Here is a 23,565-nt window from a genome sequence, read left to right as displayed (position 1 = left end):
TGCTGCTGCTACGCGTTGTAGGCCGGGTAAGGCGTCAGCCGGGATGCATCACGCCGCATCGGCTAAGACAAACATCCCGTAGGGGTGGATTTCAAGGTAATAGTGTTCGCCGACGTCCGGTTGCAGACGGGTGGCGTTGACCTGCAATAAGATCTCCTGCCCGTGCCACTCCACCGTCACTTCATACTGCGGCCCCATATACGCCACGTGGCGGATCACGCAGCGCTGGCTCTCCTCACCGCGATCGCTCAACGTAATGGCTTCCGGACGCACGCCGACGGTACCCGCACCCTGGGTGGCAAAATGCCCCGGTCGCGGCAGACGGTAGCCGTAGATATCGACCGCGTCCTGCTGGAAGGTGGCCGGGAACAGGTTGGCGTCCCCCATAAAGCTCGCCATAAAGCGCGATGCCGGCTGGCGGTAGAGATCCTGCGGCGAACCCATCTGCATGATATGCCCCTTGTTCATCACCAGCACGGTATCGGAGACCGCAAAGGCTTCGCTCTGATCGTGGGTCACGTACAGCGAGGTGATATCAAACTGCTTTTGCAGCTCGCGGATCTTGTCGCGCATGCTGCGGCGCAGGTTGGCGTCGAGGTTGCTCAGCGGCTCATCAAATAGCAGCACTTTCGGCTTGAGGATCAGCGCTCGCGCCAGCGCCACACGCTGCTGCTGACCGCCGGAGATCTGATCGACATAGCGGTCTTCGAATCCCTCCAGATCCACCATCGCCAGCGCCTCTTTGACGCGGGTTTTTACTTCGCTGCGCGATACGCCCAGCATTTTCAGGCCATAGCCGACGTTCTCCCCCAGCGACATATGCGGGAACAGGGCGTAGGACTGAAAGACCATACAGATATCGCGCTGCTGAATCGAGCGATGGGTCACGTCTTCGCCATCAATGAAAATCTGCCCTTCACTGGGTTTTTCCAGCCCGGCCACCAGACGCAATATGGTGGTTTTCCCGCAGCCGGAAGGGCCGAGCAGGGTCACCATTTGCCCCTGGGGGATCGTCAGATTGATATTGTCGATGACCATGTTGCTGCCGAATCGCTTGGTGACGTTGCGCAGTTCAACGAAATTTTTCTGGCTCATAGTGCGCTCCATTACGCCTGGTTTTTGGCTTTTGAGCGGGAGATGCGTGCTTCCCCGATCAGCCAGTCAAAGATGAAAATAATGGTCAGCATGACCACGATCAGAATCGAACCGTAGGCGATCGCCACCCCGTATTCGCCGTCTTCCACCCGGTTGAGGATGTAGGCCGTTGCCACGCGGGTATCCGGCGTGACGAGGAACACGATGGCGCTGACGGTAGTAATGGCGCGCACAAAGCTGTAGATCAGCGCCGAGAGGATTGCCGGGCGCAACAGCGGCAGCAGAATGTGGGTGATGGTGCGTAAGCTCCCGGCGCGCAGGCTGAGGGAGGCTTCATCCAGCGATTTATCGATCTGGCCTAATCCGGCGATCCCGGCGCGGATCCCGACCGGCACGTTACGCATCACCATCGAGATAATCACGATGGCCGCGGTGCCGGTGAGGTACACCGGGGCGCTGTTAAAGGCGAGAATGTAGGAGACGCCCGCCACGGTGCCCGGTACCGCGAAACACAGCATGGTGGTGAATTCGATGGTCTTTTTGCCTTTGAACTGCTGGCGCACCACGATCCAGGCGATCAGCAGGCCGAAGGCGGCGGTGATCGGTGCGGCGATCCCGGCATACAGCAGGGTGTCGAGCAGGGAAGGCCATGCTCCGTCGCTCATTCCCTGGCCGAACAGCTTGATAAAGTTATCCAGCGTCAGGGTGTAATCCACTCCCCAGTTGACGGTAAAGCTGCCGTAGAAAATGCTGCCGTAGAGCAGGGCGTTAAAGGCGATCCACACCGCCAGAATAGCGATCACGCTCCATACCAGGGTGACCGGCAGAGGCTGAACGTCGCCCCGGTAGGACTTACCCGATACCGTGACGTATGAGCGCTTACCAATCCACATATACTGGATGCAGAACACCAGCAGCGAGAACAGCAGCAGGAAGGCGCCCAGGGTGCTGGCGGCCTGATAATCGAGCTGCGAGCCGGTGATGTAGAAGTAGATCTGGGTGGCCAGCACGTCGAAGTTACCGCCGAGCACCAGCGGGTTACTGAAGTCGGCTAGCGACTGGACAATCACGATCAGGAAGGCATTCGCCAGCGCCGGTTTTAGCAGCGGGACAAACACACCGTTAAAGGTTTGCCAGCGGCTGGCGCGCAGGGTGTACGACGCTTCTTCCAGCGAGGGATGAATGGTTTTGATCGCCCCGTCGAGGATCATAAAGGCCATGGGGGTGAAGGCCAGCACCTGTGCCAGCCAGATGCCAGTAAAGCCGTACAGCCAGTTGGTGTTGGTCAGGCCGAACCACTCGACCATAAACTCGGTGACGTAGCCGGAGCGGCCCATCATCAGCGTAACGCCAAGGCCGACGACGAACGGCGGGGTGACGATCGGCAGAATCGAGAAGATGCGGCCAATAATGGCGCTCCGCTGGGCGATGCGGGTGGTGTAAATAGCCAGCACCAGGCCAAAGAAGGTGCAGCCGACGCCGACCGCCATCGACAGGGCGATGGAGTTGAGGATCACCTGGACAATGTGCGCCTGCGACAGCACGGCCATAAACGCCAGCGGGGCAAACTCGCCCGCCTCGTTGGTGAACATCGGGATGAAAATAGCGATGCTTGGCCAGACGATAAACACGCCAATTAACGCCACGATGGTGACCAGAGAGCCAATCACGAAGCGATCGCCGCCCAGCCATTCGAGGCGCGTCAGGGCCGTGGTCATAATGGCGCCCAGCGCGACAAACAGGACGATGGTGGCATAACCCAGGCCACGCCCGGCAACGGTGGCGCTGATGACGATAAACGCCATGCACAACAGCGCCCAGCCGGCATCGAGGTAGTGACGGCTGCGCTGCTCGCGCCTGGCCTCATGGAACGGACGGATCAGCAGCAGGCTCGGCAGCAGATACCACAGCCAGCTGACCGTGAACTGTGACCAGCCGTAGGCCGCGAGAATTTCATCGCTCGTGGATTCCAGCAGACCGTAATCCAGGCTCCAGCTCGGCAGCAGGGCAAACGCCAGCCAGCCCAGCAAAACCCAAAGGAATATCGCATCCCGTTTTTTCACGGGATGGAGTGCAAGTGTGTGTGACATAGCGGTTCCGGTAAGGTTGGCCGGGTAAGGCGCTGATGCATCACCCGGCAAATGAACGCAATGCGGGTTTATTTACCCATCTTCACTTCGCTAACCCACTTATTGATCAACGCTTTACGAACATCGGTAGAACCGTATTTATCCATGTCGTAGTTGATAAGCTTCAGGTCATCGAGCTTCAGTGAGTTTGGCGAGGTTTCGGCGCTGGTGTTGGTCAGGATCTGATAGGACTTGCCTTTCTTCCATGCCAGCTCCTGGGCCTCTTTCGACAGCACCCAGTCAACAAACAGTTTGGCGTTGTCGAGGTTGCGCGCGCCTTTCAGAATGCTGATGCCGCCAATTTCATAGCCGGTGCCTTCGCACGGGGCAATCAGCTCCAGCGGGGCGCCCTGTTCTTTTTCCAGCGAGTAGTCGTGCAGGAAGCCGATGCCGATAGCCGTTTCGCCGCGGGCGGCGTTGCGCGCCGGGGCAATACCGGATTTGGTGTACTGAGAGACGTTGGCGTTGAGCTGCTTCAGGTAATCAAAGGCCTGATCTTCCCCCCACAGCTGGGCGAAGGTCGCCAGCGCGGTGTAGGCGGTGCCGGAGCTTTGCGGATCGGCAATCTGAATCTCGCCTTTGTATTCCGGCTTGGTCAGATCCTTCCAGCATTTCGGTACCGGCAGGTTTTTCTCTTTCAGGCGCTCGGTGTTGACGCCGAAGCCGAGAATACCGACGTACACCGCCGAGGAGTAGTTGCCTTTCAGCTTCGCCGGATCGCGAAACTGTTCCATTACCTGCGCGAGATTAGGCGATTTATAGGGTTGCAGCAGACCCATTTCACCGGCCTGAGACTGCGGGTCAAGGGTGCCGCCGTACCAGACGTCCGCCTGCGGGTTTTTCTTCTCGGCATCGACCTTCGCCAGGGTACTGCCGGAGCCGTTGCGGATGAATGACGTTTTCACGTCATATTTTTCACCGAAGGCTTTGGTTTCAGCTTCACACATTTCGTTGGTGGCGCTGCAGTAGACCACCAGGCGGCCTTTGGCATGTGCCGCGCCGCTCAGGGTGGCCAGCGCAATGCCGGAAGCTATCAGGGTAGTGACCAGAGTTTTTTTCATTGTTTTATCCTTTGACCAGAAGCGGGGGTCATGCCCGCCATCAGCAGCGGCATCAGCAATAGCCCCATAAGTACCGCCGCGACCGAGAGCGAACTGAACATCCCGGGCCAGCCGTAGCGTTCAATAACCAGTGACAGCGGCCAACCTGCCAGCGCCGCGCCCAGATAGGCGAACAGGCCGAGAAAACCGCTGATCGAACCCGCCGCCGCTTTGTGTCCGGCTTCCACCGCCGCGAGGCCAATCAGCATTTGCGGGCCAAAAACGAAGAAGCCCACGGTGAAGAAACAGATCGCCAGCAGGGCGTAGTGATGCACCGGGGCGAGCCACAGGGCGGCGACGGACACCATCAGCCCTAGCGTAAACAGTAAAATCATCGGTGCCCGCTGGCCGCTGAACAACAGATCCGAACCCCATCCGGCAAACAGCGCGCCGAGCAAACCGCCGGCTTCGAACAGCATCACCGTGGCATTGGCGCTGAGCAGGTTGACGCCGTGGCTCTCCGTCAGCCAGATGTTGCCCCAGTCGTTGAGCGCGATGCGGATCAAATAGACCAGCACATACGAGACGCCCAGCAGCCAGAGCATCGGGTTGTTGAGCATCGTGGTGCGCCACATTTCCCACAGCCCCATTGGCGGACTTTGCTGCTCCTGACGCAGTTCTAACGGGTCGTTACGCCAGTTGCCGACCGACGGCAATCCCTCTTCCTGCGGTGTGCCTTTGAACTGGAGCATCAGCCACAGGCCAGCGGCCATGCCGATGGTACCGGGGGCCAGCATCGCCGCCTGCCAGCCCCACCAGTGGGCGGCGAAGGCGCTAATCAGCGGGATAATCGCCCCGCCGATGTTGATCGACATATTCCAGCACCCCCACCAGAAGCCGCGTTCATTGCGCGAATACCAGTGGGTCAGCAGCCGGGCGCAGGGCGGCCAGCCCCAGCCCTGGAAAAAACCGTTCAGCGTCCAGACCGCCAGCAGCAGCGTCAGCGATTCGCCGAAGGCAAACACCACGTTCATCAGGCCGGTGGCGAACAGCCCAATGCCCATAAACCAGCGCTGCCCGTGGCTGTCGTGCCACAGTCCGGCGGTAAATTTCGACAGCCCGTAGGTCAGATAAAACAGCGACCCCAGCAGGCCGATATCGCCTTTATCCAGACCGAGATCCGTTTGTAACGCCGGAAGCACGTAGTTGACGCTTTTGCGCGTCAGATAAAACGCCGCATACCCGATGACCATGCACATCAGCAGCCGTGGGCGTAGCGCCCGATAGCGTTGGTTGATCTCGCGTGTTGTGCCTGAGTGCATGGCCGCCTCCGTTGGGCTGACTATAAGAAAGGGACGACGAAAGGGGATGAGATAAAGTCCGGAGTCGCTAAGACTTTTTCCTGGTCAGGCGCCGCTTTGTTGCAAATTTGTGGGCAGGTTAACAATTACCCGCGTGCCGTGCTGCGATTCCAGGGTCAGCGCTCCGCCGAGGGCGCTGACGCGTTCGCGCATCCCCTGAATGCCAAACCCGGCTATTTTGTCAGGGCTGATACCGACGCCGTTATCCTTCACTTCCAGGCGTAACGTCCCGCCCTGCTGAAGCAGGCTAATCGTCACCTCGCTGGCGGCGGCATGTTTGCAGATGTTATTCAGCAGTTCCTGCAGCAGCCGGTAGAGGGTAAAGCGCAGCGTTTCGCTGTCCGGCGTGGCGGTCAGTCGGTAGTCAAACTGACAGCGGATGCCACGTTCGGCAAACGCGCAGTCGTTGAGCAGGTGCAGCAGCGCCTCCCTGAACGACAGCTCGTCAAGGGCCGGCGGGCGCAACTGACGCAGCAGCTGGCGCGTGGAGTGATGGATCCGCCGGGCGAGATCGTTTATCTGGCTGGCAGCCGCCTGGGCCTGGGCCGGATCCTGCGAGCGCTTAACCAGCTGGGACTGAATCTGAATGGCGGTAATGTTCTGCCCGATCTCATCGTGCAACTCACGCGCCAGGCTTTTGCGGGTGTCCTCTTCGGTGTGGATCAGCTTTTCGGTCAGCGCCCGCCGTGCGGCCAGTTCGTCTTCCAGCCGCTGGCGGTAGTGGTGCAGATTCTGCGCCAGGTGCTGCTGGCGGCTGATGGCGATGCCCAGCCCGATACCGAGCAGCGCCTGGGTTGCCAGAAAAATCTCCAGTTCAACCAGATTGCTGAACCCGACGCCAACCTGGCGGGCGATGGTGATCATCATGCTGCCCAGCAGGCCGGAGAGCACGCCGCCCTGCCAGCCAAACTTCCAGGCCATCACCACATTGGGGAGAAACACCACGATCAGCAACAGTCGCTCAATTTCCGGCGACAACACCATCTGGGTGCCGATGCCGATGATAAAGAACAGGCTGCACCAGATAATCAGCGAGGTGCGGAGCGGTGGATTGCTGGTATCCAGCCCCAGCAGGTGGTAGCGGTGCTGCTGGCGTAAAAATTCAAAGATCAGGTAGACGAACGGCGTCAGCAGCACGCCGCCGGTAAACGCGGCCAGCCCGAGCAGCATCGCCGGGCTTTCCACCAGCGGCGACAGCAGGGCAGTGTTGAGTAACGCCGCGGCGGTCACCGTGGCCAGCAGCAGCGTCAGCCGCTGCCAGTACAGGGGAAAACGGTGCCAGAAGGTCTGGGCGAGGCGAGCGGGTAGCAGATTCATCAACGGGCTGGCCAGCATGGCATAGCCGCTCAGCAACTGTTCGCTGTGCAGCCACAACAGCATCGCCACGGGCGGCAGCATCAGGGCCGGCCAGTAGCGGCGGGAGAGGAGGATCAGCAGCGCCAGATAGACCCCGTGCGGCAGGAACAGCGCCGCCTGTTGGCCGTTGTGGGTCAAATAGAATCCCAGCGTCCACAGCATCAGCCAGCCGCTTCCCCAGGCCAGCACGATGAACAGCGAGATCACCCAATAGCGGAGATTGCGCGACATTAATGGCCGGTCAGCAGCTGGTGATCGAGAGCGAAATGGACCAGATCTATCGTGCTTTGGCACTGCAGCTTGCCCAGTACGTTCGCGCGATGCACGTGCACGGTTTTATGGCTAAGCTCGAGGCGGTAGGCTATCTCCTTGACGCTATCGCCTTTCACCAGCAGATCAAACACTTCGCGTTCACGTGGCGTGAGGATGTCCAGCACCGGCGACGGCTGTTGTCCGCCGCGCAACGCCCGCAGCGCATCGGCGCACAGATAGTGGCCGCCCAGCCCGACGGAGCGCACCGCTTGCACCAGCTCTTCCGGCCCGCAGCGCTTGGTTAAATAGCCGCTGGCGCCGGCATCCAACGCGCTCTGCACAAAGGTCGGGGTGTCGTAGATACTCAGGATGATGGCGCGGAAGTCGGGTTTCTGGGCGCGCAGGCGTTTCAGCAGGCTCAAGCCGTTTTCGTCCGGCATGGCGATATCGATCACCGCCACGTTGATATCATCGCGCAGCAGGGCTGGCCATGCCTGCGCCGCACAGCTGTACTGGCCCGCAACATCAAGGCCCTCTTCGAGGCTGAGCAATTGCGCAAAGCCGGAGCGCACCACCACATGATCGTCAACCAGCACCACTCGAATCATGTTTTTTCTCTCTTAGCAGATCATGGCGCCTATGATGCCTGCCGCCGCTGCGCTGGCAATCATCCAGGCGCAGTTATGCAATGAATGTAACAAAATCGTCATACACGTCATCCTTCAGGCTGACTGTTTGCCGCCTGTCGGCATCTTGAAATCCATTGGCGATATAAGCATTGCCGCTTTTTTTCTAAAAACGCTTTGTTCTTAACAAGAATTTTTAATTACTTCATCAAACACATCAGGCCGGAAATACTGCACCCATAACATACACGTCCCTAAATATTTCGAGTCGCAGGAAGGCGGCAAACCTGGGCATACCTGGAGCATAGATAACTATGTGACAGGGATGGACGGGTGCAGCCAACGCACATGCGGCTCGAAGTATGACGGGAGATGAGGACAGCAGACACTATGGCACTAACATCGCGCATCACACTTATTACCGCCCTGGCTCTCGCGGCATTCCAGGCCCAGGCGGTCAACGTCACCGTGGCCTATCAGACCTCTGCTGAACCGGCGAAAGTCGCGCAGGCGGATAACACCTTTGCGAAAACCAGTGGCGCAACCGTCGACTGGCGCAAATTCGATAGCGGGTCGAGCATCGTCCGCGCGCTGGCCTCCGGCGATGTGCAAATCGGTAACCTCGGTTCCAGTCCGCTGGCGGTAGCCGCCAGCCAGCAGGTGCCGATTGAAGTGTTCCTGCTGGCGTCGAAGCTCGGCAACTCCGAAGCGCTGGTGGTGAAAAAGAGCATCACCAAACCCGAAGATCTGATCGGCAAACGTATCGCGGTGCCGTTTATCTCTACCACCCACTACAGCCTGCTGTCGGCGCTGAAACACTGGGGCATTAAGCCGGGCCAGGTGCAGATTATCAACCTGCAGCCGCCGGCGATTATTGCCGCCTGGCAGCGTGGCGATATTGACGGTGCCTACGTCTGGGCGCCGGCGGTGAACGAGCTGGAAAAAGAGGGCACCGTGTTGACCGATTCGTCGCAGGTGGGCGAGTGGGGCGCGCCAACGCTGGACGTCTGGGTGGTACGCAAAGATTTTGCCGAGCAGCACCCGGACATCGTGAAAGCCTTTGCGAAGAGCGCGATCGAGGCCCAGCAAGCGTACATCGCCAATCCAGAGCAGTGGCTGAAGCAGCCGGATAACATCAGCAAACTGTCGCGCCTGAGCGGCGTGCCGGATGCCGATGTCCCGGGGCTGGTGAAAGGCAATACCTACCTGACCGCCGCCCAACAGGCGCAGGCGCTGAATGGTCCGGTGAACGAGGCGATTGTCGATACGGCGAAGTTCCTCAAAGAGCAGGGCAAGGTGCCGGCGGCCGGCAGCGACTACCGCCAGTTTGTCACCGACCGTTTTGTGAAGTAACAGGAGGCTTTGATGCTGCAAATCTCGCACCTCTCTGCCGACTACGCGGGTAAACCGGCGCTGGCAGATATCAACCTGACGCTGGACAGCGGCGAACTGCTGGTGGTCCTCGGGCCATCCGGCTGTGGCAAAACCACGCTGCTGAACCTGATTGCCGGATTTGTGCCTTATCAGCACGGCAGCATCACCCTCGAAGGAAAACGGGTTGACGGACCGGGCGCCGAACGCGGCGTGGTGTTTCAACATGAAGGGCTGCTGCCATGGCGTAACGTGCAGGATAACGTCGCCCTCGGGCTGCAGCTGGCGGGCGTCGACAAAGCCGTGCGCCGGGAAACGGCAGCGCGGATGCTGAAAAAAGTCGGACTGGAAGGGGCGGGGAAACGTTTTATCTGGCAACTCTCCGGCGGCCAGCGTCAGCGGGTCGGCATTGCCAGAGCGCTGGCGGCAAACCCGCAGTTGCTGCTGCTTGATGAGCCGTTTGGCGCGCTGGACGCTTTCACCCGTGAGCAGATGCAAACCTTGCTGCTCAGCCTGTGGCATGAGACCGGAAAACAGGTGCTGCTGATCACCCACGATATCGAAGAAGCGGTATTTATGGCTACCGAACTGGTGCTGCTGTCGCCGGGGCCGGGGCGGGTGCTGGAGCGTTTGCCGCTCAATTTTGGTCGCCGTTTTGTTGCCGGGGAGTCCTGCCGCAGCATCAAATCCGACCCGCTGTTTATCGAACAGCGTGAATACGTCCTGAGCCGGGTATTTGAACAACGGGAGGCCTTCTCATGAGCGTCGTGATCAATGACAAACCGCGTCCGCGGACGTTGAAGTGGCGCTGTCCGCTCTCCCGTCAGCTGACGTTGAGCTTCTCGACTCTAGCGGTGCTGCTGGCGGCCTGGTGGGCCGTGACCGCCATTGGGCTGATTAGCCCGCTGTTTCTTCCGCCGCCGGAGCAAGTATTTCGTAAGCTGCTGGTGATTGCCGGGCCGCAAGGCTTTATGGATGCCACGCTGTGGCAGCATCTGGCGGCAAGCCTGACGCGGATCGTGATCGCCCTCGCGGCGGCGACGATCGTTGGCGTTCCGGTGGGGATCGCGATGGGGCTGAATCCGACGGTGCGCGGGATCCTCGATCCTTTAATTGAACTGTATCGTCCGGTGCCGCCGCTGGCGTGGCTGCCGCTGGTGATCATCTGGTTTGGGATCGGCGAAACGCCAAAAATATTACTGATCTATCTCGCGATTTTCGCCCCGGTGGTGATGGCGACGCTGGCGGGCGTGAAAAGCGCCCAGCCGGTTCGCATTCGCGCGGCGCAATCCTTAGGCGCCAGCCGGGCGCAGGTGCTGTGGCTGGTGATCCTGCCCGGCGCGTTGCCGGAAATCCTGACCGGGTTGCGTATCGGGCTGGGGGTGGGCTGGTCAACGCTGGTGGCCGCGGAGCTGATTGCCGCCACCCGCGGTTTAGGTTTTATGGTGCAATCCGCCGGTGAATTCCTCGCGACCGATGTGGTGCTGGCCGGCATTGCGGTGATTGCGATTATCGCGTTTCTGTTAGAACTGGGACTGCGCGCATTGCAGCGCCGACTGACGCCCTGGCATGGAGAAATACAATGAGTGAACGTCTGAGCATTACCCCGCTGGGGCCGTACATTGGTGCGCAAATTACCGGTGCCGATCTGACTCGCCCGCTGAACGATAACCAGTTTGAGCAGCTGTATCATGCGGTACTGCGTCACCAGGTGGTGTTCCTGCGCGGGCAGCACATCACCCCGCAGCAGCAGCGCGACCTGGCGTTGCGCTTTGGCGATCTGCATATTCATCCGGTGTATCCGCATGCGCCAGGAGTCGATGAGATCATTGTGCTCGATACCCATGACGATAATCCGCCGGATAACGATAACTGGCACACCGATGTGACGTTTATTGAGACGCCGCCTGCCGGGGCGATTCTGGCGGCGAAGGAGCTGCCGGTGACCGGGGGCGATACGCTGTGGACCAGTGGTGTGGCGGCCTATGAGGCGCTTTCGGCGCCTTTTCGTCAGCTGCTCAGCGGGCTGCGGGCGGAGCATGATTTCCGTAAATCGTTCCAGGAGTATAAATACCGCAACACCGAGGCGGAGCATCAGCGCTGGCTGGAGGCGGTGAGCAAGAACCCGCCGCTGCTGCACCCGGTGGTGCGCACCCATCCGGTGACCAGCAAGCAGGCGCTGTTCGTGAACGAAGGGTTCACCACCCGCATTGTCGACGTGACGGAAAAAGAGAGCGAGGCGCTGTTAAGCTTCCTGTTTGCCCACATTACGAAGCCGGAATTTCAGGTGCGCTGGCGCTGGCAGCCTGACGATGTGGCCATCTGGGATAACCGGGTAACGCAACACTACGCCAATGCCGACTATCTGCCGCAGCGGCGCATCATGCACCGGGCGACCATCCTTGGTGACAAACCCTATTACCGGGCTACGAGTTCAGCATGATCCTGTTGCCCGGACAGGCGTCTGGCACAATTCCCGGTGGCGCTGCGCTGACCGGGAATTGTGCCGTTACGCCGACTTTTGCGAGTCCAGATGCGCGCCAATATAGCGCTGATAGCGATTCGCTTTCAGATAGCTCAAATCCACCAGCACCAGACCATCGACGCAGTTGTTGAAATCCGGGTCGCTGCCGAAATCGATAAACTGCACGCCGCCCGGTTCGCAGACCTCGGAATACTGTTTATACAGCGGCGGAATGGCGCAGCCGAGATTGCCTAACAGCGACTTCAGCCTCGTCAGATCCTCGTTATAATCTTCGCCGCCAAACTGCGCCAGCACGTCGGGCAGCGAGGCGGGATAAGGGCGACGTGACTCCGCCAACGGATGCATGGCCGGGAACCACAGGCGATAGAAGGCCACCAGCAGATCGCGTGCCGCAGGCGGCAGACCGCCGGAAATAGAGACCGGGCCAAACAGATACCGGTAGTGCGGGTAGCGCGCCAGATAGGCCCCGATCCCAGACCACAGGTAATCAAGCCCGCGGCGTCCCCAATAACGCGGCTGGATAAAGCTGCGCCCCAGCTCGATACCATGAGTGAGGATGTCCTCCATCCTCGCATCGTAATGAAACAGGCTGTAGCTGTAGATCCCTTCCAGCCCGCGCTTTTCCCGCTGCTGGTCGGTAGGCATAAACCGGTAGGCACCGACGATCTCCAGGTCTTCTTCATCCCACAAAATCAGATGCAGATAATCATCGTCATACCCGTCGACGTCGCGTCGTTTGCCGCTGCCTTCACCGACCGCACGAAAGGCAATTTCTCGCAGGCGGCCCAGCTCGCGTAGCAGTGGCGCATCCTCTTGCTCCTGACGCTGCCACAGATAGATCATTTTGCCGTCTGCCGTGCGCCCCAGGCATTCGGCCTGGCTGAGCTCGCGCTTGAGCAACGCGCGGTCTTCTGGTCGGGCAATTGCGCTTTCGGTTTTAAACACGCCTGGCAGGCCTTTGCCCAGCCGTTCAACGTGGCGATAGCAGCGATCTGCCAGTTCGCGGGGTGAGGCCTGCGGCTGATACCAGGAAGACCAGGCAATTTGTTGGCCGATGGCGATCGGCAGGCTGCTGTTGCGGCGACGGAACATCTGCTGCATCAGCAGCAACATCGGCAGGTTGTCGGAGAGCAGCGTGCTGGCGTAAAACAGCGCGCTGTTATGGGCGCGGATCGAGACCGGAAGCAGCGGGACGCGATATTTGGTGGCCAGCTTGATAAAGCCGGGGTGCCATTTTTTATCGCGAATGCCCCGACGCGTCAGGCGTGAAACTTCGCCCGCCGGGAAAAAGATCAGCACGCCGCCGTTCTGGAGCTGGTGATCCATCTGCTGCAAGGCGGCTTTGGCGGTTCGCCCGTTGATGTTGTCGACGGGAATAAACAGCGAGCTGAGCGGCTCAAGATGGCTTAACAGGCGGTTGGTGACGACTTTGACATCGCGGCGCACGCGGGAGACGGCATAGAGTAGTGCGAGGCCATCAAGCGTGCCAGTGGGGTGGTTTGAGACGATCACCAGCGGGCCGTGTTCGGGGATTTGTTCCAGATCGTGTGCCGGGATGGCGCAGCGGATATTGAGATGTTCGAGCACCTGTTCGACCGTATCAAGTCCTTTCAGGTGGCGATGGCGAGCGGCAAATTGTTGAAACTCGTCTTCATGCAGTAATTTTTTGAGTAGTTTTTTTTGCCAGGGGGCAGGCCTCGCCTGAGGCCACAGGTCGTCGAGTACATTGTCGAGACTAAACATAGCGCTTCCTCCTCCGTCCTGCCCAGACAGTAGAAGGTGCAAGTGTCGCTCAGATTACAGTTGAGTGAAGATTTGGATTGGGCCTCATTGCGTGGTTTCTGCTCGCCAGGCCACTGCCGCGCGATGGCTGCATGTGAAAAATGCGAATGATTTTCCACAACGATGCTGGTGTAAGGAGGTTGCCCCGGAGGCGGCACGTTGCGCCACCGGGGGGAATGACAGGAAATTAACGCAGGATTTTCTTTTCGGCCAGATCGAGGGCGAAATAGCTGAAGATCAGATCTGCACCGGCACGTTTAATCGCACCAAGGCTTTCCAGCACCACTTTTTCTTCATCGATAGCGCCGGCCTGCGCGGCAAACTTGATCATCGCGTATTCGCCGCTGACCTGGTACGCGCCGATCGGCAGGTCACTGCGTTCACGAATATCACGCAGGATATCCAGGTACGCGCCCGCCGGTTTGACCATCAGACAATCTGCGCCCTGGGCTTCGTCCAGCAGGGATTCACGAATCGCTTCGCGGCGGTTCATCGGGCTCATCTGATAGGTTTTACGATCGCCTTTCAGCGCGGTACCGGCTGCTTCACGGAACGGGCCGTAGAACGATGACGCAAACTTGGTGGAGTAGGACATGATGGCGGTATTGGTGAAACCGGCGACGTCCAGCGCGTGGCGAATGGCCTGCACCTGACCGTCCATGGCGGCGGATGGCGCAATAAAATCGGCGCCAGCGGCTGCGGCAACTACCGCCTGTTTACCCAGGTTCTCCAGGGTGGCATCGTTGTCAACGCCGTGGTCGCACAATACGCCGCAGTGACCGTGTGAGGTGTATTCGCAGAAGCAGGTATCGGACATCACGATCATCTCTGGTACCGCGTCCTTACTGATGCGGGACATACGCGCTACCAGGCCGTTCTCATTCCAGGCATCGCTGCCGGTTGCATCGGTATGGTGGGAAATACCGAAGGTCATGACCGAGCGGATACCGGCGTTAGCGATGCGTTCAATTTCGCGGGCCAGGTACTTTTCTGGAATACGCATCACGCCGGGCATCGCTTCGATGGCTTTGTAATCGTCGATTTCTTCTTCAACAAAGATCGGCAACACCAGGTCGTTCAAACTCAGTGTTGTCTCTTCAAACATAGCGCGCAGCGAAGCAGATTGACGCAAACGGCGGGGGCGAGTGATTAAATCTGTCATGGTTTGCCTGATTTTGTGAAATGAAAGGCCCTAGTATACCTGAATCAGGGCGCCAACGTTTTACGAAAGTGGCTTAAACCCGGCTCTGTCAGGGGCGAACGATGAGCCGAATAGCGCACGTCAGACTGTAATTCATATCACGATTATTATATTTACAGCCTATGTGTTTATCCGGTTTGTATTTTAATAGTTTATTGATTTTGACGTTTTTATATATAACTGATTATTTATTTGCTGTTGTTTTACTTTCTATTGAATGTATCTGTTTATTGAATGTGTATATTGTTCTCTGGTTAATTAATTGAAATTAATGGTTTTAATTTGTATCCTCTGAGCGTGTGTTTGTGAATTTATTGTCCGGATTCGGACTTTGTCTAAAGAATAATTGAACCTTTCGTTGAGGACGCAGCATAATCGCTCTCGCGAAGAGTAATATTCTTCTATGCATTGATAATTGATGGATCAACTATATTACGTCCCTGAGGAGGGATGACAAATGCACCTTTGGAAAAATAAATTTGCAGTTTCACAATTAGCATTTGCCTGCACATTGGCAATCACCTCTCAGGCGAGTGCTTTTACTAATCTATCTGGAACCAACTACACAACCTTTAGCCACCATAACGACGCCACCTATACGGATGACGTTTACTATAAAGGCTACGTCGGCTGGAATAACTATGCGACGAATAGCATTTATAATGGTGATATTTATCCAGTAATTAATAAATCTGTCATTAATGGCGTGATTTCTACCTATTATCTGGATGACGGCCTTTCTACCAACCCGAACAGCAATAGCCTGACCATTAAAGACAGTACCATTCACGGGATGATAACCTCTGAGTGCATGACGACCAACTGTACCAATCGTGATGCTACGGGTTATGTTTATGACCGTCTGGCGCTGACCGTTGATAACTCAACCATTGATGATAACTATGAGCATTATACCTATAACGGTACACATGCTGATGGTTCTGTAGATACTCATGTTGTCGACATTTACGATCTGGGGACCGCAATTACTCTGGATCAGGAAGTTGACCTGGTCATTAAAAATAACTCCCACGTAGCAGGGATCTCGCTGACTCAGGGTTATGAGTGGGAAGATATTCACGACAACACCGTCAGCACGGGCGTCAACAGCAGCGAAGTGTTTAACAACACGATCAATGTTGCAAACTCCACCGTGACTTCTGGCTCATGGTCAGACGAAGGGACCTCTGGCTGGTTTGGTAACACCACTAACGCCAGCGATTACAGCGGTTCTACCGGAAATGGCGTCTTTAATGCCGATGATGTCGCGATCTCTGCCATTGCCAATCCGTATGCTGATAACGCAATGCAGACGACCGTTAACCTCAGCAACTCCACCTTAATGGGGGATGTTTTATTCTCCAGCAACTTTGATGAGAATTTCTTCCCGAATGGCGCTGACAGCTATCGTGATACTGATTCTGCGGTAGACACTAACGGTTGGGATGGTACCGATCGCATGGATGTCACGCTGAATAACGGCAGTAAGTGGGTAGGGGCTGCGATCTCTGCGCATCAGGTCGATTCTGATGGCGATGGCGTTTACGACAGCTTTGACATCGGCACCGAAGCAACGGCAACGCTGCTTGATATCACAGCGAATAGCCTGTGGCCATGGTCAACCTATGGTATCGACAACAGCAACTCGGCCTATAACGAAGGCGACCACGTTGTTGGCAACGAAGTCTACCAGAGCGGCCTGTTCAATGTGACGCTGAACAACGGCTCACGCTGGGATACCACCAAAACCTCTCTGATTGATACGTTGAATATCAACAGCGGTTCTCTGGTGAACGTCGCCGATTCCGCCCTGATTTCTGACACCATCTCTCTGACCGGTGGTTCTGCGCTGACGATCAAGGAAGATGGTCATGTCGCGACCAACGAATTGACTATCAACAACAGTACCGTAATGATTGCCGACGATGTTGCTTCTGGCTGGGGCGTGGGTGATGCCGCGTTGTATGCCAACACCGTCAATATCACTAACGATGGTATTCTGGATGTGGGCAAGAGCACCGCGTACGCGCTGCAGGCCGATACGCTGAACCTGACCAGCTCGACGGATGCAAAAGGCAAAGTCCATGCTGGCGTGTTCAATGTCAACAGCAACCGTTTCGTACTGAATACCGACCTCACGAACGATCGTACTCGTGATACCACTAAGTCCAACTACGGTTACGGTATCATCGCCATGAACTCTGATGGTCACCTGACCATTAACGGCAATGGTGATGCCGACACCACTTCCGATCAGTCTGAAGTGGATAACGCGGGCGATAAAGTGGCGGCGGCGAGCGGCAACTATAAAGTTCGTATTGATAACGCAACGGGTACCGGTTCTGTCGCCGATTACAAAGGCAAAGAACTGGTCTATGTTAACGACAAAAACAGCACCGCTACCTTCTCTGCGGCGAACAAAGTCGATCTCGGCGCCTATACCTATGAGGCTAAGCAGGTGGGCAACACCGTCGTGATGGCGCAGCGGTCACTGACCGATTACGCGAACATGGCGCTGAGCATCCCGTCTGCTAACACCAATATCTGGAACCTGCAGCAGGATACCGTAGCGACACGTCTGACTCATTCTCGTCACGGTCTGGCGGATAACGGCGGCGCCTGGGGTAGCTACTTCGGCGGTAACTTTGACGGCAGCAACGGCACCATCAACTACGATCAGGATGTCAGCGGCGTCATGCTGGGTCTGGATAGCAAAATTGATGGTAACTATGCCCAGTGGATTGTCGGGGCGGCAGCAGGCTTTGCCAAAGGCGACCTGAACGATCGTACCGGTAAGGTTGAGCAGGACAGCCAGACGGCTTACCTCTACTCGTCTGCGCGCTTTGCCAACAACGTTTTTGTTGACGGTTCTTTGAACTACTCTCACTTCAACAATGACCTGTCTGCCAATATGAGCAACGGCCAGTATGTTGATGGCAGCACCTCTTCTGATGCCTGGGGCTTCGGTCTGAAACTGGGTTACGATGCGAAACTGGGTGATGCAGGTTATGTGACCCCGTACGGCAGCATCTCGGGCCTGTTCCAGTCTGGTGACGATTATCGTCTGAGCAATGGCATGAAAGTTGGCGATCAGTCTTACGATAGCCTGCGTTACGAACTGGGTATTGATGCCGGTTATACCTTCGCTTACAGCGATGACCAGGCGCTGACGCCTTACTTCAGACTGGCCTACGTGTATGACGACGCGGATAACCACACCAAAGTCAACGGCGATTCCATCAATAACGGCACCGAAGGTTCTGCGGTACGTGTTGGGCTGGGTACTCAGTTCAGCTTTACCCGTAATTTCAGCGCCTACACGGATGTGAATTACCTCGGCGGCGGCGATGTTGATCAAGACTGGGCAGCCAATGTCGGGGTTAAATACACCTGGTAAGCTGGTTTGCAATGATATAACTATCGAAAGTAAGTTAATCTAAAATACGCCCGTCAATTATTTGACGGGCGTATTATTGTCAGGAGTGCGTAATGTTATCGTTGAATAAACCACTCAATGAATTTGACCGGTTGAATCGGTGTTTTTCAACCTCTGGCACCCATTTCGAACTTTATGGTGAAAAGCAGGTTATATTCTCGAATGATATACATTGCGACAATACGATAGTGATTTTATCTGGCGCGGTTTCCCTGCGCAGAGACGAAAGCATACTCGTTGGCATCGCTCAGGCCCCTTTTATTATTGGTCTGGCGGAAGGGGTAATGAAAAATGAGGTGAAATATACATTAGTGACTGAGGGGGGATGTACCGGATACAGCCTGCCGTCCTCACAGGCAATGACACTCATTGAACAGAATAATTTGTGGCGTGACGCATTTTGCTGGCTGGTATGGCATAGCCGCATTATGGAACGTCGTGACCTGCAACTCATCGGTAATAATTCCTACGAACAAATTCGCGCCATGCTGCTGTCGATGAACGACTGGGACGAGCAATTACGCTCTCGGATTGGTGTTATGAATTATATCCAACAAAAAACCTGTATCTCGCGCTCGGTGGTGGCGGAAGTGCTAGCCGCCCTACGTAAGGGCGGCTACATCGAAATGAAGAAAGGCAAGCTGGTTAGCATTAACCATTTGCCTTCGGAGTACTGATCAGGATTCCGGCACCGGAGCCGGCTGTCCGCCGCTTAACTCGCTGACCAGGTCGTTGATGCCGTTGCTCATATTGCTAAAGCGGGTCAACGATGAACGGGTAACCACCACAAACGCACCGATGTTTGCCTGGGGATTCATCGCCATATAGGTAATAAACCCGCCACCGCCGCCGGTTTTCTGAATAATGCCGGGCTGACCATTCTTAGGTTTCATATAAACCCAACCGAGACCCAGCGCATCGGCTTTGCCCGGCACGTCCATCCCGATAACGCGGGTGAGCTGACTGCGTTGATAAATCAGCGTTTGCATACGATCGGCCTGGCGCCCGCGGGTATAAAAATCAGAAGACAAGAACTGCTGCATCCAGCGCATCATGTCGCCTGGTGTCGAGTACACGCCGCCGCTGCCGATCGCCGCCAGGGTATTGTTACACGGGCTGGCGCCTTTCTCGGCAACCATCAGGCGGCCGCACTGGTCCGGTGACGGCGTAAAGGTGGTGTCTTTCATGCCCAACGGACGGGTGATCTGCTCTTCAAACAGCTGCGGATAGGGTTTACCAGACGCGGTGGCGAGGGCGTCGGCCAGCAGATCAAACGCCAGATTCGAGTAAGCCGCCTGGGTGCCAGGTGCCGCTTTCAGCGATGCCGTTGACAGCCATGACCAGCGCTGATCGCGGGTTGGCCAGACGAAGACCGGACGATGTGCCGCGCCGCCCGGCTGTTCACGCGGTAGGGCGCTGGTATGGGTTGCCAGGTTCACCAGCGTAATCGGGGTTCCCTGGTAGGTCGGAACCCGGGCGCCCGGCGGCGCATATTTGCTGAGCGGGTCGTTAAGCTTTACGACGCCCTGATCGAGCATTTTCACCAGCATTTCGCTGGTCATCAGTTTACTTAGCGACGCAATACGGATCACCGAGTCCAGCTGCGGGTGCTCATTGTTGCCCGGGCGCGTTTCGCCAAAACTGCGGAAAACACGCTGATTACCGTCGATAACCACCAGCGCCATACCGGTGGCACCGCTGCCGTAATAGATATGGTTGGCGTAACGATCGACAACATCGGCAGCAAATTCAGGGTCAACGATCGGTTGAGCTGCCTGGACCGAGGTCCACGACGCCGCGCAAAGTGCAGCAAAAACAAGCAGACTACGTTTCAACAGTGGTATCCATAATGATGAGTAGAAATATAGAACGTATTTATACTACGAAGTGAGGCGGAGCGATGTGCAATAACGACAATATTTCGCGGAAAAACGTAACCGTGGGTAAAAAGGATTTTTTTATGATTTCGGATATTCGCATTGCCCGGCGGACGCGTATGATGAGTCTTTGATTTATCAGATCATGAGAGAGAAAATGGCGGCTCAACGGGTGGTAATGGTAGTCGATATGCAAAATGGTGTTTTTGCGACGCCGCGCATTGAGCGTGAACGTTGCGTCACCCAGATTAATCATCTGATACGCGCCGCAGATCGCGTTATTTTCATTCAGCATGCTGAGGACGGCGGTCTGGAGGAGGGCAGTGACGGGTTTGCGCTGCTGGCGGAGTTGGAACACCCGGCAGACGCCATTCATGTCACCAAAACAGCCTGCGATGCCTTCTATAACACCCAGCTTGAACAGGTCTTGCGCGAGCAGGGGATCCAGCAGTTTGTGATTTGCGGCTGCGCGACCGATTATTGCGTCGATACCACCATCAAAAACGGTGCCAGTCGCGGCTATGCCATCACCGTTGCCGAAGATGCGCACACCACCGCCAATCGTTCCGCTGCGCCGGCTAAAATACTCATCGACCACTACAACGATGTCTGGCGTACCTTAACCGTACCCGGCAATCCTTTACATGTGAAACCCGTAGAAACAATTCTGACAGAATGGCGGACGAACTAAGCCGCTGATTTTCGGTCTCATCACCCAACCACTTTCCACGGCTGCCGCCGCTATGCAGCAGGCATACTCGTGGTACACAGCATAGCCAGAATGATAAAGCAGTTAGCAGGAGTACATGATGTTTAAATCTTTTTTCCCCAAACCGGGGCCGTTTTTTCTCTCAGTTCTTGTCTGGTCGCTGATTGCCGTGATCTTCTGGCAGGCTGGAGGAGGTGACTGGCTGCTGCGTATAACCGGAGCCTCGCAGAACGTTGCCATCAGTGCCGCGCGTTTCTGGTCGCTGAACTATCTGGTCTTCTACGCTTACTATGCTCTCTGCGTGGGTATTTTTGCCCTGTTCTGGTTTATTTATAGCCCGCATCGCTGGCAATACTGGTCGATTCTCGGGACCTCGCTGATTATTTTTGTTACCTGGTTCCTGGTGGAAGTCGGGGTGGCGATTAACGCCTGGTATGCGCCGTTCTACGATCTTATCCAGACCGCGCTGGCAACGCCGCATAAGGTCAGTATTAACCAGTTTTATCAGGAAATTGGCGTGTTCCTCGGGATCGCCATTATTGCGGTGATTATTGGGGTGATGAACAACTTCTTCGTCAGCCACTATGTCTTCCGCTGGCGTACGGCGATGAACGAACACTATATGGCGCACTGGCACCATCTGCGTCATATCGAAGGTGCCGCCCAGCGTGTGCAGGAAGATACCATGCGCTTTGCCTCCACTCTTGAAGATATGGGCGTCAGCTTTATCAACGCCGTCATGACCCTGATTGCCTTCCTGCCGGTGCTGGTAACCCTGTCCGAACACGTGCCGGATCTGCCAATTGTCGGCCATCTGCCCTATGGCCTGGTGATTGCGGCGATCGTCTGGTCCCTGATGGGGACCGGCTTGCTGGCGGTGGTCGGGATCAAGCTGCCGGGGCTGGAATTTAAAAACCAGCGCGTCGAAGCGGCGTACCGTAAAGAGCTGGTGTACGGGGAAGATGATGCCGCGCGTGCCACGCCGCCGACGGTGCGGGAGCTGTTTAGCGCCGTGCGTCGCAACTATTTCCGCCTCTATTTCCACTACATGTACTTCAACATAGCGCGGATTCTGTATCTGCAGGTGGATAACGTTTTCGGTTTGTTCTTGCTGTTTCCGTCGATTGTTGCCGGTACCATTACGCTGGGTCTGATGACGCAGATCACCAACGTTTTCGGTCAGGTTCGTGGTTCGTTCCAGTATCTGATTAGCTCGTGGACCACGCTGGTGGAACTGATGTCCATCTACAAACGTCTGCGCAGCTTTGAACGCGAACTCGACGGCAAAGATCTGCAACCAGTGACCCAGACGTTGAGTTAACCCCGAAACCCCCATGACAGAGGCAGACTGAAGGATGATGCGTAGACAAGGAAAGTGCAGGGCCACCGTGGTACCACGTCGTGTTTCATGCGCGCTGACGCTGTTAGCCGGGGGGATCCTCAGCGCCTGTACCAGCCAGCAGGCGCCGGTGCTCAAAGAGGGCGAAAAGCCCGTTGATGTGGCGACGGTGGTGCGGCAAAAAATGCCCGCCAGCGTCAAAGACAGGGAGCAGTGGGCTCAGGCGATAGCCAAAGCCTTTGAGAGCCAGAAGCTGGCACCGACGGAGGAGAACGTCTGCTCGGTGCTGGCTGTCGCCCAGCAGGAATCCAACTATCAATCGGATCCGGTAGTGCCAGGACTCAATAAAATTGCCTGGCAGGAGATCGACCGCCGGGCTGAGAAACTGCACATCCCCGTGTTCCTCGTGCATACCGCCCTGAAAATTCCTTCGCCCAACGGCAAGAGCTACAGCGAGCGGCTGGACAGCGTAAAAACGGAAAAGCAGTTGAGCGCCGTATTTGATGATTTTATCGGCATGGTGCCGATGGGGCAGAAACTGTTTGGCTCACTCAACCCGGTACACACCGGCGGCCCGATGCAGGTGAGCATTGCCTTCGCCCAGGAGCATGCCGATGGTTATCCGTGGAAAATCGACGGCACCGTGCGTCAGGAGGTGTTCAGCTTGCGCGGTGGCCTGTGGTTCGGAACCTATCATCTGCTCAACTACCCGGCGAACTACAGCGTACCGCTATACCGCTTTGCCGATTTCAACGCCGGCTGGTACGCCAGTCGGAATGCCGCGTTCCAGAATGCGGTCAGTAAGGCGACCGGCGTGAAGCTGGCTCTGGACGGCGATCTCATTCGTTATGATAGTGATCAGGCAGGGACGACGGAGCTGGCGGTACGCCGCTTAGCCGGGTCGCTGAAGATGAGCGATGACGATATCCACCGTCAGTTGAAAAAGGGCGACAGCCTGGCGTTTGAAAAAACCGATCTCTATCAGCAGGTTTTCCGTCTGGCGGATAAGAAAGCCGGCAAGGCGCTGCCGCGCGAGATACTGCCGGGGATCCAGCTTGAGAGCCCGAAAATTACGCGCAATCTGACGACGGCCTGGTTTGCCAAACGGGTAGATGAACGACGCGCCAACTGTATGGCGCGCCGCTAGCGGTTGTTGCTCCAGCGCAGGATAAGCCCCAAAACCCCAATCAGCATACAGCCGAGCAGGAACGGGATCAGACCAAACAATGTCCCCACCGCCAGGCCCATCTGGATGCGCGGTGCGTTGTTATCCTGGATTTGCATCAGGTGCTCAAAAACACCCGGGGCGTGCACCAGCATGCTTAGCATTTGCGCGCCAGCCCAGAAGCAGAGCAGGACAAACAGGGTGTAGGCGATATTGCTGCTGGTGATGACACCTCTTTTTTTGCCGCTAAAAATAGATTTTGAAAAGGCGAATTCAGCCATTTAACCCTCCGAACCTCACTGACCTGCTGGCTTTACATAACGGCATGTCGATGATTCTGG

General features: G+C 56.7%; 19 protein-coding genes. 9 read left to right on the top strand and 10 right to left on the bottom strand.

Going from position 1 to position 23,565, the window contains the following annotated elements:
- Window positions 1-48 precede the first annotated feature (48 nt).
- The 6 genes from fbpC to ACMYSN_RS09670 all read right to left on the bottom strand — a co-directional run bounded on the left by fbpC (window position 49) and on the right by ACMYSN_RS09670 (window position 7,841).
- Window positions 49-1,095 (bottom strand): ferric ABC transporter ATP-binding protein, encoded by a 1,047-nt coding sequence (fbpC, locus tag ACMYSN_RS09695; protein WP_462497840.1) that lies wholly within the window; start codon window positions 1,093-1,095, stop codon window positions 49-51.
- 11 nt (window positions 1,096-1,106) lie between these two features.
- Window positions 1,107-3,185, bottom strand: a complete 2,079-nt coding sequence (locus ACMYSN_RS09690; protein ID WP_123755621.1) for an ABC transporter permease — start codon at window positions 3,183-3,185, stop codon at window positions 1,107-1,109.
- A 68-nt stretch (window positions 3,186-3,253) separates the two neighbouring features.
- Complete coding sequence (locus ACMYSN_RS09685; protein WP_123755622.1) at window positions 3,254-4,285, bottom strand: ABC transporter substrate-binding protein; 1,032 nt, start codon at window positions 4,283-4,285, stop codon at window positions 3,254-3,256.
- Window positions 4,282-5,586 (bottom strand): MFS transporter family glucose-6-phosphate receptor UhpC, encoded by a 1,305-nt coding sequence (gene uhpC, locus ACMYSN_RS09680; RefSeq protein ID WP_462497839.1) that lies wholly within the window; start codon window positions 5,584-5,586, stop codon window positions 4,282-4,284. Before uhpC ends, ACMYSN_RS09685 begins: the two co-directional genes overlap by 4 nt.
- Window positions 5,587-5,670: 84 nt before the next feature.
- The gene (locus tag ACMYSN_RS09675; RefSeq protein ID WP_462497838.1) at window positions 5,671-7,212 is read right to left on the bottom strand and encodes an MASE1 domain-containing sensor histidine kinase; all 1,542 of its coding nucleotides are present in this window, start codon (window positions 7,210-7,212) and stop codon (window positions 5,671-5,673) included.
- Window positions 7,212-7,841, bottom strand: coding sequence for a response regulator (locus tag ACMYSN_RS09670; RefSeq protein WP_434586221.1), 630 nt, complete (start codon window positions 7,839-7,841; stop codon window positions 7,212-7,214). Before ACMYSN_RS09670 ends, ACMYSN_RS09675 begins: the two co-directional genes overlap by 1 nt.
- A gap of 408 nt (window positions 7,842-8,249) precedes the next feature.
- Here ACMYSN_RS09670 and tauA point away from each other — a divergent pair, with 408 nt between their 5' ends.
- Genes tauA through tauD form a run of 4 tightly spaced genes read left to right on the top strand, consistent with a single transcriptional unit; the run spans window position 8,250 to window position 11,673 of the window.
- Window positions 8,250-9,212, top strand: coding sequence for a taurine ABC transporter substrate-binding protein (tauA, locus tag ACMYSN_RS09665; RefSeq protein WP_462497837.1), 963 nt, complete (start codon window positions 8,250-8,252; stop codon window positions 9,210-9,212).
- Between the two features lie 12 nt (window positions 9,213-9,224).
- The gene (tauB, locus tag ACMYSN_RS09660; RefSeq protein WP_123755627.1) at window positions 9,225-9,992 is read left to right on the top strand and encodes a taurine ABC transporter ATP-binding subunit; all 768 of its coding nucleotides are present in this window, start codon (window positions 9,225-9,227) and stop codon (window positions 9,990-9,992) included.
- The gene (gene tauC / locus ACMYSN_RS09655; RefSeq protein ID WP_462497836.1) at window positions 9,989-10,816 is read left to right on the top strand and encodes a taurine ABC transporter permease TauC; all 828 of its coding nucleotides are present in this window, start codon (window positions 9,989-9,991) and stop codon (window positions 10,814-10,816) included. The genes tauB and tauC overlap by 4 nt, the downstream gene beginning before the upstream one ends.
- The gene (gene tauD / locus ACMYSN_RS09650; RefSeq protein WP_462497835.1) at window positions 10,813-11,673 is read left to right on the top strand and encodes a taurine dioxygenase; all 861 of its coding nucleotides are present in this window, start codon (window positions 10,813-10,815) and stop codon (window positions 11,671-11,673) included. Before tauC ends, tauD begins: the two co-directional genes overlap by 4 nt.
- A 66-nt stretch (window positions 11,674-11,739) precedes the next feature.
- On the opposite strand, the gene olsF is transcribed toward tauD, so the two are convergent.
- Both olsF and hemB read right to left on the bottom strand, forming a co-directional pair.
- Complete coding sequence (olsF, locus tag ACMYSN_RS09645) at window positions 11,740-13,458, bottom strand: lysophospholipid acyltransferase family protein (RefSeq protein ID WP_462497834.1); 1,719 nt, start codon at window positions 13,456-13,458, stop codon at window positions 11,740-11,742.
- 226 nt (window positions 13,459-13,684) lie between these two features.
- On the bottom strand, window positions 13,685-14,659 hold the full coding sequence (hemB, locus tag ACMYSN_RS09640; RefSeq protein WP_462497833.1) for a porphobilinogen synthase: 975 nt from the start codon (window positions 14,657-14,659) through the stop codon (window positions 13,685-13,687).
- Between the two features lie 496 nt (window positions 14,660-15,155).
- Here hemB and ehaB point away from each other — a divergent pair, with 496 nt between their 5' ends.
- Both ehaB and iprA read left to right on the top strand, forming a co-directional pair.
- On the top strand, window positions 15,156-18,095 hold the full coding sequence (ehaB, locus tag ACMYSN_RS09635; protein WP_462497832.1) for an autotransporter adhesin EhaB: 2,940 nt from the start codon (window positions 15,156-15,158) through the stop codon (window positions 18,093-18,095).
- A gap of 92 nt (window positions 18,096-18,187) precedes the next feature.
- Window positions 18,188-18,811 carry a hydrogen peroxide resistance inhibitor IprA gene (iprA, locus tag ACMYSN_RS09630; protein ID WP_462497831.1) on the top strand — a complete coding sequence of 208 codons (624 nt, stop codon included), beginning with the start codon at window positions 18,188-18,190 and terminating at the stop codon, window positions 18,809-18,811.
- Here iprA and ampH read toward each other — a convergent pair whose 3' ends face one another.
- Window positions 18,812-19,969, bottom strand: a complete 1,158-nt coding sequence (gene ampH, locus ACMYSN_RS09625) for a D-alanyl-D-alanine-carboxypeptidase/endopeptidase AmpH (RefSeq protein WP_123755633.1) — start codon at window positions 19,967-19,969, stop codon at window positions 18,812-18,814.
- Between the two features lie 220 nt (window positions 19,970-20,189).
- On the opposite strand from ampH, the gene ACMYSN_RS09620 reads away from it, so the two are divergent.
- The 3 genes from ACMYSN_RS09620 (at window position 20,190) to ACMYSN_RS09610 (ending at window position 23,206) form a co-directional block, all read left to right on the top strand.
- Window positions 20,190-20,702, top strand: coding sequence for a cysteine hydrolase family protein (locus ACMYSN_RS09620; RefSeq protein ID WP_462498234.1), 513 nt, complete (start codon window positions 20,190-20,192; stop codon window positions 20,700-20,702).
- A 118-nt stretch (window positions 20,703-20,820) separates the two neighbouring features.
- Window positions 20,821-22,041, top strand: coding sequence for a peptide antibiotic transporter SbmA (gene sbmA, locus ACMYSN_RS09615; protein WP_123755635.1), 1,221 nt, complete (start codon window positions 20,821-20,823; stop codon window positions 22,039-22,041).
- Between the two features lie 37 nt (window positions 22,042-22,078).
- Window positions 22,079-23,206: a DUF1615 domain-containing protein gene (locus ACMYSN_RS09610; RefSeq protein ID WP_462498233.1), complete on the top strand. Its 1,128-nt coding sequence runs from the start codon at window positions 22,079-22,081 to the stop codon at window positions 23,204-23,206.
- Here ACMYSN_RS09610 and ACMYSN_RS09605 read toward each other — a convergent pair.
- Window positions 23,203-23,505 (bottom strand): DUF2755 family protein, encoded by a 303-nt coding sequence (locus ACMYSN_RS09605; RefSeq protein WP_462497830.1) that lies wholly within the window; start codon window positions 23,503-23,505, stop codon window positions 23,203-23,205. The two genes, ACMYSN_RS09610 and ACMYSN_RS09605, sit on opposite strands and share 4 nt — an antisense overlap.
- Between the last annotated feature and the right edge of the window lie 60 nt (window positions 23,506-23,565).

It is taken from the genome of Klebsiella sp. R445 (assembly GCF_051131755.1).
GTDB lineage: Bacteria > Pseudomonadota > Gammaproteobacteria > Enterobacterales > Enterobacteriaceae > Klebsiella > Klebsiella lignicola.
This window is presented reverse-complemented; position numbering and strand designations above follow the sequence as displayed.

Coding starts and splice junctions, on each gene's coding strand:
- ehaB (WP_462497832.1), top strand. CDS start 15,156: ATGCACCTTTGGAAAAATAAATTTGCAGTTTCACAATTAGCATTTGCC.
- ACMYSN_RS09690 (WP_123755621.1), bottom strand. CDS start 3,185: ATGTCACACACACTTGCACTCCATCCCGTGAAAAAACGGGATGCGATA.
- hemB (WP_462497833.1), bottom strand. CDS start 14,659: ATGACAGATTTAATCACTCGCCCCCGCCGTTTGCGTCAATCTGCTTCG.
- ACMYSN_RS09610 (WP_462498233.1), top strand. CDS start 22,079: ATGCGTAGACAAGGAAAGTGCAGGGCCACCGTGGTACCACGTCGTGTT.
- tauD (WP_462497835.1), top strand. CDS start 10,813: ATGAGTGAACGTCTGAGCATTACCCCGCTGGGGCCGTACATTGGTGCG.
- ACMYSN_RS09685 (WP_123755622.1), bottom strand. CDS start 4,285: ATGAAAAAAACTCTGGTCACTACCCTGATAGCTTCCGGCATTGCGCTG.
- fbpC (WP_462497840.1), bottom strand. CDS start 1,095: ATGAGCCAGAAAAATTTCGTTGAACTGCGCAACGTCACCAAGCGATTC.
- sbmA (WP_123755635.1), top strand. CDS start 20,821: ATGTTTAAATCTTTTTTCCCCAAACCGGGGCCGTTTTTTCTCTCAGTT.
- ACMYSN_RS09675 (WP_462497838.1), bottom strand. CDS start 7,212: ATGTCGCGCAATCTCCGCTATTGGGTGATCTCGCTGTTCATCGTGCTG.
- tauB (WP_123755627.1), top strand. CDS start 9,225: ATGCTGCAAATCTCGCACCTCTCTGCCGACTACGCGGGTAAACCGGCG.
- tauC (WP_462497836.1), top strand. CDS start 9,989: ATGAGCGTCGTGATCAATGACAAACCGCGTCCGCGGACGTTGAAGTGG.
- ACMYSN_RS09620 (WP_462498234.1), top strand. CDS start 20,190: ATGGTAGTCGATATGCAAAATGGTGTTTTTGCGACGCCGCGCATTGAG.
- ACMYSN_RS09605 (WP_462497830.1), bottom strand. CDS start 23,505: ATGGCTGAATTCGCCTTTTCAAAATCTATTTTTAGCGGCAAAAAAAGA.
- olsF (WP_462497834.1), bottom strand. CDS start 13,458: ATGTTTAGTCTCGACAATGTACTCGACGACCTGTGGCCTCAGGCGAGG.
- iprA (WP_462497831.1), top strand. CDS start 18,188: ATGTTATCGTTGAATAAACCACTCAATGAATTTGACCGGTTGAATCGG.
- tauA (WP_462497837.1), top strand. CDS start 8,250: ATGGCACTAACATCGCGCATCACACTTATTACCGCCCTGGCTCTCGCG.
- ACMYSN_RS09670 (WP_434586221.1), bottom strand. CDS start 7,841: ATGATTCGAGTGGTGCTGGTTGACGATCATGTGGTGGTGCGCTCCGGC.
- uhpC (WP_462497839.1), bottom strand. CDS start 5,586: ATGCACTCAGGCACAACACGCGAGATCAACCAACGCTATCGGGCGCTA.